Origin of the sequence: Enterobacter sp. ku-bf2, assembly GCF_001742765.1 — a bacterium.
In the GTDB taxonomy this organism is placed as follows: Bacteria; Pseudomonadota; Gammaproteobacteria; order Enterobacterales; family Enterobacteriaceae; genus Enterobacter; species Enterobacter quasiroggenkampii.
In genome coordinates this window covers 149,348-168,584 of sequence record NZ_MDVW01000022.1, presented here as the reverse complement: position 1 = coordinate 168,584, position 19,237 = coordinate 149,348, and the positions used below count along the sequence as shown (strand labels likewise).

The following is a 19,237-nucleotide window of genomic DNA, read 5'->3' as shown; positions in this document are numbered from 1 at the left end:
GTCAATGGGGCCTTCGCATTTTTATGATCACTTGACTGCCAGACGCAGACCCAAATCATCAGGATAGGGATCAAAGTAGTTTTGCGTCATCAGATACCGGTCGGGGTATTCGGCCAGGTAGTGCTTCAGCAGCGTGATCGGGGCGAGGATAGGCAACTGTCCGTTGCGATAATGCAGGATCACGTCGCGCAGCTCGCCGCGCTGGCGGGTGTTCAGCTGGTTACGAAAATAGCCCTGAATATGCATCAGCACGTTGGTGTGATTCTTACGCGAAGCGGGTTTTTTCAGGATGGTCATCAGCTTTTCCCGGTACGCCACGAAGAAAGCGTCCAGATCTTCCCACTCGTGCAGCGAGGCAACGAACGGGCCGATTTCACGGTAACCCGCCTGATGGTGCGCCAGCAGCTGGAGTTTGTAACGGCTGTGGAAGTCCAGCAGCGCGCGGCGCGTGAGGCCATTTTTACGCAGCGTGTTCAGTTCGTGCAGGGCAAAAACACGTTCGACAAAGTTTTCCCGCAGCACCGGATCGTGCAGGCGTCCATCCTCTTCCACGGGCAGCCACGGCCAGGTTTCAAGGAGGGCGGCGGTGAACAGCCCGACCCCCTCCTTGCGGCCCCGGTTGCCGTTTTCATCATACAGACGCACGCGTTCCATGCCGCAGCTTGGGGATTTAGCGCAGACGATAAAACCGGCGAGATCGCCGATTTTCGGCAAAAAATCTGCCGTAAAGTCCGCCATTTTCTGCGTAACGTCTTCGTGAGGCGCATGGCTAAAACGCATCTGCGTTTCACCGTGTTCCGTCACGATCAGACGCAGCGCCGGGCGAGGGGTCGGCAGGCCGATGGCCATTTCCGGGCAGACGGGCCTGAAATTCACCCACTGGGCCAGCTCATCCATGACGAAGCCCATACGCTTGTGTCCGCCGTCAAAGCGAACGGCGGATCCGGTCAAACATCCGCTAATACCCAGCACTGGTTTCGTCGTCATGGTGTCGTCCTCCCGTTCATATAATTAAAACTTACACAACATGACTAATTTGTCCAAGTATTAGCGGAACTATTTTTTTTATTCCTTTAGAATCAATGCGTCTTAGCTGCCCTTGTAAGTCGAGTAACCGTACTGGCTCAGCAGAAGCGGGATGTGCAGTTTCTCGTTGGTGCGCGTCACGGTAAACAGCACCGGGATCTCCGGGAAGAAGGAGTCGAGCTTTTTACCGTGGAAGTACTCTGCGGTTTTGAAGGTCACTTTATACACGCCAGGCTGCATGTCCTGGTCCTGCGGATAGAGCGATTTGATGCGTCCATCCTGGTCAGTTTTACCGCTGGCGATCGGGGTCCATTTGTCCTGCTGCTGCTTTTCCAGCGTGACGGTGACGCCCGGTGGAGGCGTGCCGGTTTGCTGGTCGAGGATGTGTACGCTCAGGGTGCCAGCAGGAGCGGCGCTAAAGGCGGCAGGGGTAAAGGCCATCGCGGCCAGCATCAGCAGAGGGGTAGTTTTTTTCATGGTGTTTTCCTGTGGAGTTAATCGTCACAGGAAAACGTTAGCATCTGCGGCGCGGGAAAATATTCAACTTTTCGTGAAGATTCCCGCAGGAGAAAATGATCAGAGGATAATCACTTCAAGCGATACCTGCTGCTGCCACTGCTCCACCTGCTTTTTCCGCGCGGCGGTGAGCTTGCCGCTGGTGACCAGAAGCCATTTGCGCTCCGGGAAAATTTCCGGGGCCAGCGCGGCTGGAGGCGAGGGCAGAATGTCGATTCGGTGTCCCTGTCCGGTGCGCGTTAAGGCTTCGAGCCAGATCTCGCAGGCGTCGTTCAGGTGCCAGCCGCTGAGCAGAATATTATCGCCCGGCGCTTTTTTATCACCCTCGAGACAAAACGAGGTGTAGGCGATGATGATGCCGTCGAGGATTGCGCGCAGGGTCATGGCGGCGGCCACGTTGGCGGATACCTGGCTGCGCAGCGGGCGCAGCACGTTCGCGACCAGCTCGGGTCTTGGGTACTCGCGTCCGGCGTCGTAAATCATCTGGCGCAGGGACTCGACTTTGCCGTCCTGCAGGCGTTGCAGCATGTTCTGCTGCAGGGTTTGCCAGTTGTTAGTCCGGCCCGGCGTCGGGCGTTCCAGCAGCGGCTTGACCTGGCCGATCGGGACGCCTTTTTTTACCCAGTCGAGGATTTTGAGCGCCTGCTGGACATCCTCATCGCTGTACTGGCGATGGCCGCCTTCCGTGCGCTGTGGCTTGAGTAAACCATAGCGACGCTGCCACGCCCGCAGGGTGGTGGCGGTGATGCCGCTGAGTCTGGCGAATTCGCCGATGGAGTAAGCCATGTCCGTGTCCAGAGTGGAGGAATACTCTCAATATACTACGAATTTTCCCGAACGGGATGAAGCGCCGAAACGGTGCACTACACTTAACATCCAACCGTGCAAATGAAAGGAATTCTCATGAAGCTATGGCCTGTTGTGACCGGTGTTGCGATTGCTTTGACGCTGGTCGCCTGTAAATCCCCCACGCCGCCGAAAGGCGTGCAGCCTATTACCAACTTCGAAGCCAGCCGCTATCTCGGCAAATGGTACGAAGTCGCCCGTCTGGAAAACCGCTTCGAACGCGGCCTGGAGCAGGTGACGGCGACCTACGGCAAGCGCAGCGACGGCGGTATTAGCGTGCTCAACCGGGGCTACGATCCGGTGAAGAACAAGTGGAACGAGAGCGAGGGGAAAGCGTACTTCACCGGCGAGCCGACCACCGCTGCGCTGAAGGTCTCCTTCTTCGGCCCGTTCTACGGCGGCTATAACGTGATCAGACTGGATGACAAGTACCAGTACGCGCTGGTCAGCGGCCCGAACCGCGATTACCTGTGGATCCTGTCGCGCACGCCGACCATCCCGGATGCGGTGAAGCAGGATTACCTGAATACCGCGCGCAGTCTGGGCTTCCGGGTTGACCAACTGGTGTGGGTGAAGCAATAAAAATCGTGCTTTCTTCCTGGGGCATTACTGGCTCGCCTGGATAGACTTCCGTTAAAAGCCTAACGGGGAGAAGACGACATGAACTGGCAGCCTTTTCGCGGCGATGCGCCGGAAAATATGACGATTTTCAGCGCGTCATTTCCCGACGTCAGCGACCAGTGGCCGATGAAAGACGATGCTGCCCGGGAGATCGCCTCCCTTGACCGCGCCCTGAAAGCCGAGCCAGCGCTCCGGCCGCCGCGGGTGGAATACGACGAAGGCGGGCAGGCCGTGCTTGTCCCCCAGAACCGCTATTCCGAACAGGCCTTCCGTAACCGCCCGGCCCTCACCGCGTGGCGCACCCGGCTGGTCCCCTCCGCGCTGGCGCTGTTTGTGGTGCAAAACCCGCTGGAAGACCGCCTGCCCGACGGAACAAAAATGGACAGCGACAGCCGCCAGTGGTTTATCCACGCAAATGATGCCATCGGCGTGCGTTCCCGCGCCCGGGTGCTGGCCGCGCTGGTGGATAAGTACATTCACAATGAGAGCGAGAACAACTGGGTCAGCCTGGCGAGCGGCGCCGCCATCCCGGTGCTGGAGGCGCTGCGTGAAGCAAAGCTTGATGGCCAGCAGGTCTATCTCACGCTGGTGGACAAAGACCCCGTAGCGCTGAGCTGGGCGGAAACCATGGCGGCGCAGGAAGGCATTGTGGTGGGTGAACAGCTGACGCTGCTCAGGCGCAACCTGCTCCATACGCTGGTGCGTAACGAGGATCTGCTGCTGGAGCTGGGCGAGCATCAGGCCGAACTGGTCGACGCGCTGGGGATTTTCGAATACTTCAGCGATACCGATGCGGTGATTTTCCTTCAGCGCGCGCTACGTCTGGTCAAGCCCGGCGGCGCGGTGATTGTGTCGAACATGCTGACCAGCAGCCCGCACATTGACTTTGTGCTGCGCGGTATCGGCTGGGAGGATATTCACCCAAGGACGCTGCAGCAGCTGCAGGACATTCACCTCGCGGCGGGCGTGCCGGTGGAAAACGTCACCGTGATCGTGCCGAAGGACGGGGTGTATGCGGTGATGGAGATCAGGGTAGGGGATGAAAAACCGCACGGTCAGTTCCCTCTCCCTGAGGGAGAGGGCTAGGGTGAGGGGGAACAGAGCGCAAGGAGTGACTTGAATTAACGTCCTAAACCGCACATGATCCCCCCATGAAAATTGAAACCGCACTCCCCACACACTTCGAACGTCTGGTTGCGATCTGGGAATCCTCCGTCCGCGCCACCCATCACTTTTTACAGGAAAGTGATATCGCGGCGCTGCGCCCGTTATTGCTTAACGCGTATTTGCCAAACCTCACCGTCGTGATGGCCCAGGATGACGCAGGCATTATTCACGGCTTTTTAGGCGTGGATGAAAACCGCATTGAAATGCTGTTTGTTGACGATGCGAGCCGGGGTAAGGGCGTCGGGAAATTGCTGCTGCAACACGCCATCGCAGTGTTCGGCGCGAACGAAGTGGATGTGAATGAGCAGAATCCGCAGGGCGTCGCGTTTTATCGCCATATGGGGTTTGAGCAGGTCGGGCGCTCGGAACTGGACGGGCAGGGGAATCCGTTTCCGTTGCTGCATATGCGGTTGGGTGGGCAGGCTTAACTCCCCCTCCCTCTGGAGAGGAAGTCTGCAAGCTAGTTACTGGTAATTTGCCCGATGATTACGCCAAGCATTTTTTCGCCATCGAAGGAATAAGAAACCGTATTACTCTGGATGAATCCATCCTGCACCGGTGTCTCATGATAAAAGAGCATCGCTTTCTTTTTGGCGATCTCCTTATTACCGAACAGTTTAACTAAATTCCCGTGAGTAGCATTCAACAACGGAACATTAGCGACTGAGACTTTGACAGGTTCCGTTGTTTTTGCACACTCTTTATGAATCCCATCCCTGGCTATGGCTAGTGCCGTTAACAATCCTGCACCCATTTCGTTATCCGAGATGAACCAGTAATTCGTGCCATCGTCGTCATGGAGGCAGATCCAGCGTGAGGAACTGTCTTTGTTGACTGGTGTGCTGGAGATTTCTGCCAGATGAGTAACCTCCATTTGCACGGTTTTCTTACCGATGGTAATAGTGGGATAGAGGGGCACTTCTGTGGGTTCTTCCGACGTTGTTCCATCATCCTGATAATACCTGGCTGCGAAGCCGGACATTTGGGCTGCTGATGTATTTTGAACCAGGAATAGAAGTGCAGCCAAAATTAACAGTACTTTCATTTTAGATACCCTAATACGTAGCTCGGTTATTCCATTCGTCAGTGTAGAGAATGTTCCCATCGCAATGCTTCCATGTAATCTTCTCGTACCGGAGTTGAATATCTTCGAGATGCGTGCTCGTCAAGCCGGTGGGATGCAGCAGGGGTGATATAGAGGTGATCTTCACGTTCTCCATTATCATATTGAAATACTCACTCTCAACGCCCTGGTCAATAATTCGATACATTTTCAATTCTGCTTTTTTTAATGTTCTTCCTTCACACATAGCACGATATAAAACAGGCGTTGCAGCATCAAATTCCTTATGCAAATTTAAGGGGGAATGAACTCTCGTGCCTGTCAAACGACCAGTATGCGAGCTCTCAGGGATCCATACCTGATGGATAACTGAACGGATTTCAAACGATCCTAATCTCGCTGGCAGTAAGGATGGACCAACTATGGGCGAGCCATTTTCATCAAACAACCACAGATGTGCGGGAATTGACATAATTTACTCCTGTTAAATAGTAATTATCTTTTTTTACGTAAAAGGATATAGAGGCCTACAATAACTACAACTGACCATGTTGCATTCATTGCGATTTTTTCGGGTAGCCAGGTTACGGCAAATAGTGCAAATATTATGACGAATAAAAGGGGAGTTGCGCCTCTCAGGAAAAATATGAGTTGGCCTTTTAGCCAGTCTTTAATAGCTTTAATCATACCTTTATCATCCTTGAAATCGCGTATGCAATGTCGCTGTCTGAAGCATAGGCTTGGTTAAGTATGGGGGACCTCATTATTATGGGCTCAATCAAGAAAAACATCATTTCAAGCTCTTCCTGATAAAGGAGATTATAGTAATAAGCATTATAGTTTTTTAGATGGTTGGCGCTTCTGGATGCCTGCTCAACGATGCCATAAACTTTTAAACCAAGGACAGCATAAGTAGAAAACGATGTGATCTTTTCTTTCATCCAAATGTTGGTATGAACACTACTACAAATTGCAATAGTTGCCGAATATATAAAAGCCTGGCTGGAGAGCATCGATGATGAAATTGATATGCCTAAATACATAAGATTTCGTTGTATGTTATGTATTCTTTTTTCACTCTTGTTGCTTAATAGGCTCTTGATATAAATATAGATCATCTTAAAGATAACTTCTCTGTGTTTTATTAACTGGACGATACTTGTCAAAAATCTTGAGTCTTCTTTGCGTAATCGTAAACATACGTCCTGGTAGTTTTCAGTAAAGCACTAAAGCTGATAGCTTAATCGTGTTGCCCCATCATCTAACAGTTGTGCTTGCTTTAATACTTCATCTTTTACGCCAGTTAAGGCATGTTCTAACTTTAAAGCCAATATTTTATGTGCATCTATTGATGTTATTAATGAGTCGCTATAATACATATTGCACCCTTTGTTAGGAGATGAAAGAACAATATTCTATTAATATTAGCGTTTTGCTGTGATGAATGTCTCAATAGTATTTTTGTTAGGAAGGATAGGGTGTACATCAGTATAAAATAGGTATTATGAATAATAGCTGATTATCAATTTGTATTTTGTATGTTCACGGGTATGCGGGTATCACCTGTTTGTGGATGACTTCATTATCTGTATGTCCAGTGATGCCGGAATTTTGCAATAAAAAGAGGATGAAACTAAATATTAAAACGAATCAGCGATCATTCTCACCCGGGACGACTGTAATGAGAGAATCTATTTACTCATGAATTTGTTTTTTTGAAGCGAATGGCATTTTTGGCGGAAGATCACAGGAGTCGAACCTGCCCGGGAACGCTGGCGTCCCCAACTGGATTTGAAGTCCAGCCACCTCACCGGAGATGACGATCTTCCGCGCCTGCATTGCTACATGGAGGCGGGGCGCATTATAGCTACTTTCAGGCATTTACCACATACCCCACACCACTTTTTTCACCTCTCTTTTGACCTGTACCCCCCTGTTTCAGTTAATTCCTAAGAAAATCCTCATGTTAGCCCTTCGTGCTCTCCAATATTTACCGCGATCACAAAAAACAAGAAACGTAATCTGCTAACCAGAAAACGCAATACCCGCTCAAGAAACAATGGTTTAAAAACACTGTAACCGGTCTCAGCGCCCCCTATAGCGTGAAGGATAAAAAAAGATGAGCGAAGTATTGTCAGTAAAAGAGAAGATTGGCTACGGCATGGGAGACGCCGCCAGCCACATCATTTTTGATAACGTCATGTTGTACATGATGTTTTTCTATACCGATATTTTCGGCATTCCCGCCGGGTTCGTCGGCACCATGTTCCTGCTGGCGCGCGCGCTGGATGCGATCTCCGACCCGTGCATGGGGCTGATTGCCGACCGTACCCGCAGCCGCTGGGGCAAGTTCCGACCGTGGATTTTGTTCGGCGCGATCCCGTTCGGCATCATCTGCGTGCTGGCCTACACCACGCCGGACCTCAGCCTCAACGGCAAAATGGTTTATGCCGCCGTGACCTACACGCTGCTGACCCTGCTCTATACCGTGGTCAATATTCCTTACTGCGCGCTGGGCGGCGTGATCACCAGTGACCCGACGCAGCGTATCTCCCTTCAGTCCTGGCGCTTTGTGCTGGCGACCGCGGGCGGCATGCTCTCCACGGTGCTGATGATGCCGCTGGTGAAGCTGATTGGCGGCGACGATAAGGCGTTCGGCTTCCAGGGCGGCATCGCCGTGCTGTCGGTGGTCGCGTTCCTGATGCTGGCGTTCTGCTTCTTCACCACCAAAGAGCGTATCCAGGTGCCCCCGAGCACCACCTCCATGCGCGAAGACCTGCGCGATATCTGGCAAAACGACCAGTGGCGCATCGTGGGCGTGCTGACCATCCTCAACATCCTTGCCGTCTGCGTGCGCGGCGGCGCGATGATGTACTACTGCACCTGGATCATGGGCTCGCCGGAAGTGTTCGTCGCGTTCCTCACCACCTACTGCGTCGGCAACCTGATTGGCTCCGCGCTGGCGAAACCGCTCACCGACCGGAAGTGCAAGGTCAGCATCTTCTGGTGGACCAACGCCGCGCTGGCGGTGGTCAGCGTGGCGATGTTCTTCGTCCCGATGCATGCCACCGTGGTGATGTTCGCCTTTATCTTCGTCATTGGCGTGCTGCACCAGCTGGTGACGCCGATCCAGTGGGTAATGATGTCCGATACCGTCGACTACGGTGAATGGACCAACGGCAAGCGCCTGACCGGCATCAGCTTTGCAGGCACGCTGTTCGTGCTGAAGCTGGGTCTGGCGCTGGGTGGGGCGATGATCGGCTGGATGCTGGCAGGCGGCGGCTACGACGCGGCGGCCAAAACCCAGAACAGCACGACCATCAGCATCATTATCGGCCTGTTTACCCTGGCCCCGGCGGTCTGCTATGTGCTGAGCGCCATCATCGCCAAACGCTACTACACGCTGAAAACCCCCTTCCTGACCAAAATCCTGGGCGAGCTGGCACAGGGCGCGCGCCGTAATCAGCAGGAATTTGAAACCCTGCCGGTCAGCAAAGAATTGCAGAACTAAGAGGACGAAAGCATGAAAATCAGTGATGGAAACTGGCTTATTCAACCGGGCCTGAATGTGACCTATCCGGTTCAGGTGTTCGACGTGGAGCAGCAGGGTAATGACCTGGTGGTGTATGTGGCGCCGCGTGACGTGCGCGAACGCACCTGGCAGCTCGACACGTTGATGTTCACGGTGCGCCTGTTTGCCCCGCAGGAAGGGATTGTCGGGGTGCGCATCGAGCACTTCCAGGGCGCGCTGAACAATGGTCCACATTATCCGCTGAACGTCCTGAAAGACGTGAAGGTTGAGATCGAAAACAACGCCGAATTTGCCGAGCTGAAAAGTGGCAGCGTCAGCGTGCGCGTCACCAAAGGCGAGTTCTGGGCGCTGGACTTCCTGCGCAACGGTCAGCGTATTACCGGCAGCCAGCTGAAAAATAACGGCTACGTGCAGTACAGCAATACCCACCGCAATTACGTTTTTGAGCGTCTGGATCTGGGCGTGGGGGAAACGGTCTATGGTCTGGGCGAGCGCTTCACCGCGCTGGTGCGCAACGGCCAGACGGTCGAAACCTGGAACCGCGACGGCGGCACCAGCACCGAGCAGTCCTATAAAAATATCCCGTTCTACCTGACCAACCGCGGCTACGGCGTGCTGGTGAATCACCCGGAAAATGTCTCGTTCGAAGTGGGATCTGAGAAGGTCTCTAAGGTGCAGTTCAGCGTTGAAGGCGAATATCTCGAGTACTTCGTGATCGACGGCCCGACGCCAAAAGAGGTGCTGAACCGCTATACCCGCTTCACCGGGCGTCCGGCGCTGCCGCCTGCCTGGTCGTTCGGCCTGTGGCTCACCACCTCGTTCACGACCAACTACGACGAAGCGACGGTGAACAGCTTTATCGACGGTATGGCCGAGCGCGACCTGCCGCTGCACGTCTTTCACTTCGACTGCTTTTGGATGAAGGCCTTCCAGTGGTGTGACTTCGAGTGGGATCCGGTGACCTTCCCGGACCCTGAAGGAATGATCCGCCGCCTGAAGGAGAAAGGGCTGAAGGTCTGCGTGTGGATTAACCCGTACATTGGCCAGAAGTCGCCGATCTTCCAGGAGCTGAAAGCGAATGGCTACCTGCTCAAGCGCCCTGACGGCTCCCTGTGGCAGTGGGACAAATGGCAGCCGGGGCTGGCGATTTACGACTTCACCAACCCGGACGCGTGCCGGTGGTATGCTGACAAGCTGAAAGGCCTTGTGGACATTGGCGTCGACTGCTTCAAGACCGACTTCGGCGAGCGTATTCCGACGGACGTGCAGTGGTTCGACGGGTCCGATCCGCAGAAGATGCACAACCATTACGCCTACATCTACAACGAACTGGTGTGGAACGTGCTGAAAGAGACGGTGGGGGAAGAAGAGGCGGTGCTGTTTGCCCGCTCCGCGTCCGTGGGGGCACAGCAGTTCCCGGTGCACTGGGGCGGCGACTGCTACGCCAACTACGAATCAATGGCGGAAAGCCTGCGCGGCGGGCTGTCGATTGGCCTGTCCGGTTTTGGATTCTGGAGCCACGATATCGGCGGGTTCGAAAACACCGCCCCGGCGCACGTCTACAAGCGCTGGTGCGCGTTCGGGCTGTTCTCCAGCCACAGCCGCCTGCACGGCAGCAAATCTTATCGCGTGCCGTGGGCGTACGATGACGAGTCCTGCGACGTGGTGCGCCACTTCACGCAGCTGAAGTGCCAGCTGATGCCGTATCTGTACCGTCAGGCGACGCTGGCGCGCGAGTTCGGCACGCCGATGCTGCGGGCGATGATGCTGGAGTTCCCGGACGATCCGGCGTGCGATTACCTCGACCGTCAGTACATGCTGGGGGATTCGTTAATGGTGGCGCCGGTGTTCTCCGAGGCGGGCGACGTGCAGTTCTACCTGCCGGAAGGGCGCTGGACGCACCTGTGGCACAACGACGAAATCCAGGGCAGCCGCTGGCATAAGCAGCAGCACGATTTCATGAGCCTGCCGGTCTACGTGCGCGACAACACGCTGCTGGCGCTGGGCAATAATAACCAGAAGCCCGACTACGCATGGCACGAGGGGACGGCCTTCCAGCTGTTTAACCTGGATGATGGCGCAACGGCAGTGAGCGAAGTGCCTTCTGCGAACGGCGCGGTGGCGTTTACGCTGAAGGCATCGCGTCAGGGCGACATCGTGACCTTTACCGGCACGGGAGACGCGCAAAACTGGTCGGTGTGTTTGCGCAACGTGCAGACGGTGAGCGGCGTGAAGGGCGGTTCGCAGGCGGGCAGCGAATGGGGCGTGGTGGTGAAAGCCGAAGGGAATGAGGTGGTGGTTCAGCTCTGAGGTGGAAAATGCCCGGTGGCGCTTCTGTATGACCGGATACATAGGTGACAGATCAGACCCGGAACATAGGTAACACTTTTAGTCTATCCGGAGCACACTCTGGGTTTTTCGGTCGTAGTACGCAAGCGTTATTCCGTTAAAGATGATGGCCTCAAGGCCATCATCTTGTTCTTCCAGCATGATGTACTCATCAGTCAGCGCTTCACTCAGGAACACCGTCCCCTTTTTCCCCATATAGAGTGTCCCCCTCGATTTCACCCTGTAGACCGTTCCTCCTGACGGATAGACATAGTCAGGAACACGGCCATCCCACTGTCGCTTCGAGGGTTGCCACACTGTTCCGGGCGTTGCACCCGCCAGGGCTTCATGCGGTCTTTCGTAGTTAAATTCTTCCCGGTAGTCACTGAACCACCGCTGTTGTTCTTCCATCGTCATGAAGGTGTTGCCCTGCGCCAGCGCACTTTTCAGGGAACGGTGCATGCGTTCGTGCCGCCCGTTCTCTTCGGGATGGCCCCGGCGGATTCGTTCCGGTCTGACGCCCAGCTTTATCAGCCAGACGGCAAGACGACTTAACCCGGCGATACCCGTTCCTGCGAAGGGCTGACCATTATCGGTTCTCAGAACGTCCGGCAGACCGTACTCCAGGAACGCCTCCGTCAGACAGTGCCTGACGAAGGGCTYGCTCTCACGGTCCGTTCCACGGCAGCTCAGCAGATACCGGCTGTGGTTGTCGGTCAGGGTGAAGGGATGACAGTACTCTCTGCTCAGCAGCCTGAACCTGCCTTTAAAATCAGCGCTCCAGACCTGATTGTTTTCACTGATGCTGGTCAGGGGCTGGCGATTGCCCGGTGTTCTGCGCTTTCTCTTTCTGTCAGGTACCAGGCCTTCACGTTTGAGGATATCGCCGACAGTGCTGGCAGCAGGAACGGTAAAATCGACGTGATGATTGAGCAGCCACATCCGCAGTTTTTTCGGGCCCCAGTCAGGGTGTTTCTGCCGCAGGGCAGTCAGGTGTCCGACGACCTCATCAGGAACCGTCCGGGAGTGGGAGCGTGGTGCGCGCGACCGGTCAGAGAGAGAGGACAGGTCAGAAGGGTCAAAACGCTGAAGCCATTTGTAGCCGGTTTTGCGGCTGATACCAAAAAGACGGCAAAGAGCGGAGAAGGAGTCCGTACCTGCATGGCAGGCACGGATAAAATCAAGGCGTTGCATAGGTCGGGTCTCAGTCCAGGGCATAGCGAGTCTCCTCTTCTATGCCAGTTATAACTGTTACCCATGTATCCGGTCTAAAGTGTTACCCATGTTTCCGGTTCATACCCTTCGCTTACCGGGCCTACGGTAATTATGCGCTCTGATGCCCTCACCCTGACCCTCTCCCACAGGGAGAGGGAACCAAAACCTCGTAGGCCGGGTAAGGCGAAACCGCCACCCGGCTTTTTACTGTGCCGGCGCCACCGCCGACACCACGCCGCCCGTCATCGTCTGCTCTACCTGCTGCTTATCCATATTCACCGCGCTCAGCTTCCCATTCACCGTTGGCTTCAGCGGCGCACTGGCCTGCACGCTGCCGCTGGCGGTGAGCTGAATATTGCCGTCGCCTGCAATCGGCAGCGCAGGCCAGCCCCACTGCTGCAGCACATTGAGCGGTACGCCGCGCCCGTTCAGGCTCACCGCGGTCTGCCGCTGCGGGAGTTGTGAAACGGTCGCCGTCGCTTCCAGAATGCCTTTTTCGGTAAACGCGCTCAGGTCGGTAATATTCACCGTGGCGGCGTTGGCATTCAGCGCCAGCGACGGACGACGTACGTCGACGCGGTTAAAGGTCGCCGCCGCGCCGTTCAGGGTCGCGCTGCCGCCCCAGACGCCCCACTGGCGATCTTTCACCAGCTGCAGGTTTGCGCCATAGCCATCCAGAGAAGTGATCTGCCACGGGAAGGCAGGATCGATGTCGATCACCAGGTTGCGGCTCAGGCCGAATTTTTGCAGCGTGACGCTGTTCAGCCATTCCGGCAGAGGCGCCATCCACAGCGTTTTCCAGTTCTGCGGCAGGGTGTACTCCAGCCCGGCGATGGCGACATCGTCCAGCACCAGCGCTTTACCGTCGCGCAGCCAGTTGCCGGAGGTGCGTACCATGCCGCCTTCCCAGCGGGAGGTGAACTGACGCAGCGCCATGCCCTGCGGGGAAAACTCCGCATTCAGGATCGGGTCAAACAGATGCAGGGAGCCGTAGATAAACTCGCTGGCGTTCATCGACAGACGGCCCTCCTGGCTCTGCCAGTCGCCTTTGCTTAGCGTCAGGTTGCGCAGGCTTAAATCGAGATCTGTCACCGCCCAGTCCGGGCCCTGAAGCCGGGCGTCGGTCACGTCCAGACGACCAATCTGCAGAGAGGGGATAGTGGCCAGCGGCGCAAAGAACGCGGTCAGCGTTTTATCGCTCTGCAGGCGGATTTCGTTCAGGCGCATGGTGTCGATAATCCAGCTCCCGTCGGCGTTGCGCAGGGCGGAGCCGGTGAGTGAGCCGCGGGCCATATCGGCTCCAATCGTGTTCAGCACCACCTCCTTGCCGTTAAGCTGACCCTCGATCAGCACGTTGGTGGCCGGTACGCCGTTCAGGGTCAGCGAGCCTGCGCTCATCTGGATCTGCGCGTGATTACCCAGCACGTTGCCCGCTTCCGGCTGCCATGGGCTGACGCCGCCCGTCACCTTCTGCGCGCTCAGATCCCATTCGGTATTCGGGCTGTTGAACGCCATGTTGTTCAGCTGCAGACGATCGGCCTGGAAAGGCAGCGGCGCGGTCTGTGGGGAGAGGTTCAGCGTGCCGTCGAACAGGGTGATGGTGTCCACGTGCAGCGGATCGGTTATCTGGCGGCTACTCAGGCCGATATCCACTTTTTTGGCAACCAGGGTGGCGGGTTTTCCGTCCCGACCGAAGGTGACGTTTTCCAGAATGAGGTGGGAAGGCGACGAAAAGCGGTGATTCATCTTGTCGAAACTGAGTTCGTAGTCGGTATTCACCGTTACCCAGCTGCTGACCTGAGCCGCACCCCAGCGGGTCTGGAGCAGAATATAGAGCGCCAGCATCACAATGAGCAGGGCTACCAGAAGATAGACGAGTAGCTTTCCAATAAATTTCATGGTCTTCCATCCCGCAAAACGCACATAAGGGAGTTATGCACGATTTATGCGCAATCCTCAAGGCGGGAATGGTGTAATTAGATGTCACGGCAGGCATTGACTGCCTGCCGTGAGAGAAATCAGTTTTTCTCAGGCGGGAAAACGAGGTTCAGCACGATAGCGGTGATACCGCCTGCGGCAATGCCGGAAGAGAGCAGGTTTTTCACCCAGTCCGGGGCAAACTGCAGGATCAGCGGCTGCTGAGAAACGCCCAGACCGACGGCCAGCGACAGCGCGATAATCATGATCGCGCGGCGGTTCAGCGGCTCGCGGGAGACGATACGCACGCCGGAGGCCGCGATCGTCCCGAACATCACCAGCGTTGCACCGCCCAGCACCGGCTCAGGGATGTGCTGCACAAAGCCGCTCACCGCCGGGAACAGGCCGAGGACGATCAGCATCAGCGCCACCACGAAGCCGACGTAGCGGCTGGCCACGCCGGTCAGCTGGATCACGCCGTTGTTCTGACCGAAGCAGGAGTTCGGGAAGGTGTTGAAGACCGCAGAGACAAACGAGTTGAGGCCGTTTGCCAGCACGCCGCCTTTCAGGCGCTTCATGTACAGCGGACCGGAAACGGGCTGCTCGGAGACGTCGGAGGTGGCGGTGATGTCGCCGATGGTCTCCAGAGAGGTGATCATAAAGACCAGCATCAGCGGCAGGAGCAGACCCCAGTCAATGCCCAGACCGTAGTACAGCGGCGTGGGGACGGTGATCAGCGCGCTGTTGGTCGGCGCGGTGTTCTCCGGCAGCATACCCAGCGCCCAGGCCAGCAGGTAACCCGCCGCCATGGCGATCACCAGCGAGGCGACGCGCAGGTAAGGGTTACGCTGACGGTTAAGCAGAATAATGATGGCCAGCACGACGCCTGCCAGCAGCAGGTTTTTCGGCGCGCCGAAGGTGTGGTCGCTCATCGCGGCATAGCCGCCACCGATGGAGGTAAGGCCCACCTGAATCAGCGACAGGCCGATAATCATCACGACGACGCCGGAAACCAGCGGGGTGATAACGCGGCGAGCCAGATGCAGAACGCGGGAGATCACCATCTCCGTACAGCTGGCCAGCATCAGGGTGCCGAACAGCGCCGCCATCATGGTCGGGACATCCGCGCCGCCGGTTTTCAGGGCCGTACCGCCCATGATCAGGGGCGCCACGAAGTTAAAGCTGGTGCCCTGAATCGACAATAATCCCGATCCCACCGGACCCCACGCTTTAATTTGAATAATCGAGGCCACGCCGGAGGCGAAAAGAGACATGCTGATAATGTGCTGCGTGTCCTGCGCCGGTAAGCCGAGCGCCTGGCAAATCAGCAGCGCCGGGGTGATCACCGCAACAAACATCGCCAGAAGATGCTGGCAGGCGGCGAAAAGCGTCTGCGGCAGCGGCGGGCGATCTTCAAGGCGGTAAATCAGTTCGCTATTTTGCTTCTGCGCAATCGGTTGCGCATCAGGCGACTCTATGGTGTTAATGGACATCGGCGGCAATCCCACGGTGGAAAAGCGGGCATTTTATCTGACCACCTGGTAAAAGCAAACGATTGCCAGCAAAAAAAGGCAAGAAAATCTGCCGCTGTGAGCAGGTTTTCTACAACGCATCGGGAAAAAAAATTACACTTTTTGCGCCGGGGGCTCATGAAGAGCGCAAACCGGCCCAGGATAACGCCGCGTGTGTAGGGAACACGCGCAAAAAAGGAGCCTTCTATGATTCATCTCGATACGTTGTCGACCCTTGTTGCCGCAACGCTGGTCTTACTGCTTGGTCGTAAGCTGGTACATAGCGTTTCCCTTCTGAAGAAATACACCATTCCTGAACCTGTCGCCGGTGGTCTGCTGGTGGCGCTGACCCTGCTGGTGCTGAAAAAAAGCATGGGCTGGGAAATCGATTTTGATATGTCCCTGAAAGACCCGCTGATGCTGGCCTTCTTTGCCACCATCGGCCTGAATGCCAACCTGGCGAGCCTGCGGGCGGGCGGTAAGGTGCTCGGTGTATTTTTGATTGTGGTGGTGGGGCTGCTGCTGATGCAAAACGCCATTGGTATCGGGATGGCGTCGCTGCTGGGACTGGATCCGCTGATGGGGCTGCTGGCGGGGTCGATTACCCTGTCAGGCGGCCACGGTACCGGGGCCGCGTGGAGCAAGTTGTTTATCGAGCGCTACGGGTTTGAAAACGCGACGGAAGTGGCGATGGCCTGCGCGACCTTTGGTCTGGTGCTGGGGGGCCTGATTGGCGGCCCGGTGGCTCGCTATCTGGTGAAGCACTCCACCACGCCGGACGGCAGGCCGGACGATGAGCTGGTGCCGACAGCATTCGAAAAGCCGGACGTCGGGCGCAGTATTACCTCGCTGGTGCTGATTGAAACCATCGCGATGATCGCCATCTGCCTGACCGTGGGTAAAGTGGTTGCGCAATTGCTGGCGGGCTCAGCGTTTGAACTGCCGACCTTTGTCTGCGTGCTGTTTATCGGGGTGATCCTGAGCAACGGTCTGGCGCTGATGGGCTTCTACCGCGTATTTGAACGGGCGGTGTCGGTGCTCGGCAACGTCTGCCTGTCGCTGTTCCTGGCGATGGCGCTGATGAGCCTCAAGCTGTGGGAGCTGGCCTCGCTGGCGCTGCCAATGGTGGCGATTCTGGCGGTGCAGACCCTGTTTATGGCGCTGTACGCCATGTTTGTCACCTGGCGGATGATGGGCAAAAACTATGATGCGGCGGTGCTGGCGGCGGGTCACTGCGGGTTTGGTCTGGGGGCCACCCCAACGGCTATCGCCAACATGCAGGCGATCACCGAACGCTTCGGGCCATCGCACATGGCGTTTCTGGTGGTCCCGATGGTCGGGGCGTTCTTTATTGATATCGTCAACGCGCTGGTGATTAAGCTGTACCTGATGCTGCCGATGTTTGCCTGAATCAGGCGTTGGAATAGCGTTCGGTTTCCGGCATCCAGCGCTCAATTAACGCTGCCGCCTGTTCGGGGTAGCGTTCATGAATGTGGCGGGCGAGGCGCTGAACCTCGGGGATCATGGCCTGATCGCGCAGCAAATCCGCGACTTTGAATTCCGCGTTCCCCGTCTGACGCGTGCCCAGCAGTTCACCGGGGCCGCGGATCTCAAGGTCTTTTTGCGCAATCACAAAACCGTCGTTACTGTCGCGCAGCACCTGCAAACGCATCTGGGCGGTTTTCGAGAGCGGGGCTTTGTAGAGCAGGACGCAGTGGGACGCTACCGCGCCACGGCCAACGCGTCCGCGCAGCTGGTGGAGCTGGGCCAGGCCCAGGCGTTCCGGGTTTTCGATAATCATCAGGCTAGAATTCGGGACGTCCACGCCCACTTCAATGACCGTCGTGGCGACCAGCAAATGCAGCTCGCCCTGCTTAAACGACTGCATCACCGCCTGCTTTTCGGCAGGCTTCATGCGTCCGTGAACCAGGCCTACGTTCAGCTCCGGCAGCGCCAGCTTAAGCTCTTCCCACGTGGCTTCGGCAGCCTGCGCTTCCAGCAGTTCCGACTCTTCTATCAGCGTACAAACCCAGTAGGCCTGACGCCCTTCGTGGGTGCAGGCGTTGCGCACGCGATCGATGATATCGCTGCGACGCGTGTCAGGAATGGCAACCGTTGTGACCGGCGTACGGCCCGGGGGGAGTTCGTCGATGGTGGAGGTATCCAGATCGGCGTAAGCCGTCATCGCCAGGGTGCGCGGGATCGGCGTGGCGGTCATGATCAGCTGATGCGGGTGGAAGCCCTGCTGCAGTCCCTTTTCCCACAGCGCCAGACGTTGATGCACGCCGAAGCGGTGCTGTTCATCGATAATCACCAGCGCAAGGCCGTTGAACTGCACCTGCTCCTGGAAGATAGCGTGCGTGCCGACAATCATCTGCACCTGCCCGCTGGCGATGGCCTCCTGTTGCGCAAGACGCGCTTTGCCTTTTTGCTTTCCGGCAAGCCAGCCGACTTCAATCCCGAGCGGTGCAAACCAGGCGCGGAAATTGTTGGCGTGTTGTTCCGCCAGCAGTTCGGTCGGTGCCATCAGCGCGACCTGTTTGCCGTGGGCAATTGCGCGCAGGGCGGCCAGGGCGGCAACCAGCGTTTTACCGGACCCCACGTCGCCTTGCACCAGGCGCATCATCGGCACGTCGAGCGCCATATCGCGTTCAATCTCGGCGGTGACGCGCGCCTGTGCGCCGGTGGGTTTAAACGGCAGGGAGGCCAGCAGCTTATCTTTGAGCTCATCACGCGGGCTTAATGGCTGGGCATGGAAACGCTGCGCGCCGGCGCGCAGCGCCAGCATGCTCAGGTTATGGGCCAGTAATTCCTCAAGGATAAGACGCTGTTGAGCGGGGTGTTTGCCGCTTTCTAAGTCGCTGAGCTGCAGCGTTGGCGGCGGGCGGTGCAGGGTACGCAGCGCCTCGGGCAGGCTCATCATGCCCTGTGCCAGCTCGGGCGGCAGCAGCTCGGTAATGGTGCAGGTATCCAGCAGCTCCAGCGCCTGATCGGTGAGCTTACGCAGCGTCGCCTGCTTGATGCCTTCGGTCGTCGGGTAAACCGGGGTGAGCGTCTCCTGCATCTCTGGCGTGCTGAGATCGCCCTGCACGCGGTACTCCGGGTGGATCATCTCTGCGCCATATTTTCCGCGTTTGGCTTCGCCATAGGCCAGCACCCTGCGGCCCGTTGCCAGGCTGTTTTTCATCGCCGCGCTGAAGTTGAAAAATCGCATGGTGAGAATGCCGGTGCCGTCGCTGATCTGACAGGTCATCATCCGGCGTCCGCCGAAGGTGATGTTGCAGTTCAGAACTTCGCCTTCAACGGTGGCGTAAATGGCGGGAAGGAGATCGCCAATCTTGTAAAGCTGGGTGCGGTCTTCGTAACGCAGGGGGAGGTGAAGCAGGAGATCCTGCACCGTGTGCAGGCCAATTTTAGCCAGCTTATTGCTTTGCGCCGCGCCCACGCCCGTCAGGCTGTTGAGCGGGATGGCATCCAGCAGGCGGCCTTTCATCG

The 19,237-nt window shown here is 56.8% G+C and carries 17 protein-coding genes and 1 tRNA gene; 6 read left to right on the top strand and 12 right to left on the bottom strand.

All coding sequences use genetic code 11. The annotated features are described in order from the left end of the window. Positions 1–27: 27 nt before the first annotated feature. From BFG58_RS21350 to BFG58_RS21340, 3 genes are all read right to left on the bottom strand, one after another. The gene (locus tag BFG58_RS21350) at positions 28–987 is read right to left on the bottom strand and encodes a DUF523 and DUF1722 domain-containing protein (protein ID WP_048030819.1); all 960 of its coding nucleotides are present in this window, start codon (positions 985–987) and stop codon (positions 28–30) included. A gap of 102 nt (positions 988–1,089) precedes the next feature. Beyond that, complete coding sequence (gene uraH, locus BFG58_RS21345; RefSeq protein WP_048226512.1) at positions 1,090–1,503, bottom strand: hydroxyisourate hydrolase; 414 nt, start codon at positions 1,501–1,503, stop codon at positions 1,090–1,092. A 99-nt stretch (positions 1,504–1,602) separates the two neighbouring features. After that, a complete protein-coding gene (locus BFG58_RS21340; RefSeq protein WP_048030818.1) occupies positions 1,603–2,328 on the bottom strand; it encodes a MerR family transcriptional regulator in 726 nt (241 codons plus the stop codon). A gap of 117 nt (positions 2,329–2,445) precedes the next feature. Between BFG58_RS21340 and BFG58_RS21335 the strand changes: the two genes are divergently transcribed. From BFG58_RS21335 to BFG58_RS21325, 3 genes are all read left to right on the top strand, one after another. After that, complete coding sequence (locus tag BFG58_RS21335; protein WP_008500115.1) at positions 2,446–2,970, top strand: lipocalin family protein; 525 nt, start codon at positions 2,446–2,448, stop codon at positions 2,968–2,970. A 78-nt stretch (positions 2,971–3,048) separates the two neighbouring features. Continuing rightward, positions 3,049–4,095 (top strand): class I SAM-dependent methyltransferase, encoded by a 1,047-nt coding sequence (locus tag BFG58_RS21330; protein WP_069720526.1) that lies wholly within the window; start codon positions 3,049–3,051, stop codon positions 4,093–4,095. A 65-nt stretch (positions 4,096–4,160) separates the two neighbouring features. Further along, on the top strand, positions 4,161–4,604 hold the full coding sequence (locus tag BFG58_RS21325; RefSeq protein WP_069720525.1) for an acetyltransferase: 444 nt from the start codon (positions 4,161–4,163) through the stop codon (positions 4,602–4,604). A 32-nt stretch (positions 4,605–4,636) separates the two neighbouring features. On the opposite strand, the gene BFG58_RS21320 is transcribed toward BFG58_RS21325, so the two are convergent. The 5 genes from BFG58_RS21320 to BFG58_RS21300 form a co-directional block, all read right to left on the bottom strand. Next, positions 4,637–5,221 carry a hypothetical protein gene (locus tag BFG58_RS21320; RefSeq protein WP_254665212.1) on the bottom strand — a complete coding sequence of 195 codons (585 nt, stop codon included), beginning with the start codon at positions 5,219–5,221 and terminating at the stop codon, positions 4,637–4,639. Between the two features lie 10 nt (positions 5,222–5,231). Continuing rightward, the gene (locus tag BFG58_RS21315) at positions 5,232–5,711 is read right to left on the bottom strand and encodes a type VI secretion system tube protein Hcp (RefSeq protein WP_023326420.1); all 480 of its coding nucleotides are present in this window, start codon (positions 5,709–5,711) and stop codon (positions 5,232–5,234) included. A gap of 211 nt (positions 5,712–5,922) precedes the next feature. Further along, positions 5,923–6,282 carry a hypothetical protein gene (locus BFG58_RS21305; RefSeq protein WP_139125336.1) on the bottom strand — a complete coding sequence of 120 codons (360 nt, stop codon included), beginning with the start codon at positions 6,280–6,282 and terminating at the stop codon, positions 5,923–5,925. 183 nt (positions 6,283–6,465) lie between these two features. Next, on the bottom strand, positions 6,466–6,618 hold the full coding sequence (locus BFG58_RS24145) for a hypothetical protein (RefSeq protein WP_175430184.1): 153 nt from the start codon (positions 6,616–6,618) through the stop codon (positions 6,466–6,468). Positions 6,619–6,973: 355 nt separating this feature from the next. After that, a tRNA-Sec gene (locus BFG58_RS21300) sits at positions 6,974–7,068 on the bottom strand. 290 nt (positions 7,069–7,358) lie between these two features. Here BFG58_RS21300 and BFG58_RS21295 point away from each other — a divergent pair. After that, complete coding sequence (locus tag BFG58_RS21295) at positions 7,359–8,750, top strand: glycoside-pentoside-hexuronide family transporter (RefSeq protein WP_069720524.1); 1,392 nt, start codon at positions 7,359–7,361, stop codon at positions 8,748–8,750. 12 nt (positions 8,751–8,762) lie between these two features. Next, positions 8,763–11,081: an alpha-xylosidase gene (yicI, locus tag BFG58_RS21290; protein WP_069720523.1), complete on the top strand. Its 2,319-nt coding sequence runs from the start codon at positions 8,763–8,765 to the stop codon at positions 11,079–11,081. A 78-nt stretch (positions 11,082–11,159) separates the two neighbouring features. On the opposite strand, the gene BFG58_RS21285 is transcribed toward yicI, so the two are convergent. The 3 genes from BFG58_RS21285 to xanP form a co-directional block, all read right to left on the bottom strand. Then, positions 11,160–12,317, bottom strand: coding sequence for an integrase core domain-containing protein (locus BFG58_RS21285; RefSeq protein ID WP_069720522.1), 1,158 nt, complete (start codon positions 12,315–12,317; stop codon positions 11,160–11,162). A gap of 201 nt (positions 12,318–12,518) precedes the next feature. Beyond that, positions 12,519–14,213, bottom strand: a complete 1,695-nt coding sequence (locus BFG58_RS21280) for an AsmA family protein (RefSeq protein ID WP_048028153.1) — start codon at positions 14,211–14,213, stop codon at positions 12,519–12,521. A 119-nt stretch (positions 14,214–14,332) separates the two neighbouring features. Continuing rightward, positions 14,333–15,724 (bottom strand): xanthine/proton symporter XanP, encoded by a 1,392-nt coding sequence (gene xanP / locus BFG58_RS21275; protein WP_048028151.1) that lies wholly within the window; start codon positions 15,722–15,724, stop codon positions 14,333–14,335. 225 nt (positions 15,725–15,949) lie between these two features. On the opposite strand from xanP, the gene gltS reads away from it, so the two are divergent. Then, entirely contained in the window at positions 15,950–17,152 is a 1,203-nt protein-coding gene (gene gltS, locus BFG58_RS21270) for a sodium/glutamate symporter (RefSeq protein WP_069720521.1), read from the top strand. 1 nt (position 17,153) lies between these two features. On the opposite strand, the gene recG is transcribed toward gltS, so the two are convergent. Further along, a complete protein-coding gene (recG, locus tag BFG58_RS21265) occupies positions 17,154–19,235 on the bottom strand; it encodes an ATP-dependent DNA helicase RecG (protein WP_069720520.1) in 2,082 nt (693 codons plus the stop codon). Between the last annotated feature and the right edge of the window lie 2 nt (positions 19,236–19,237).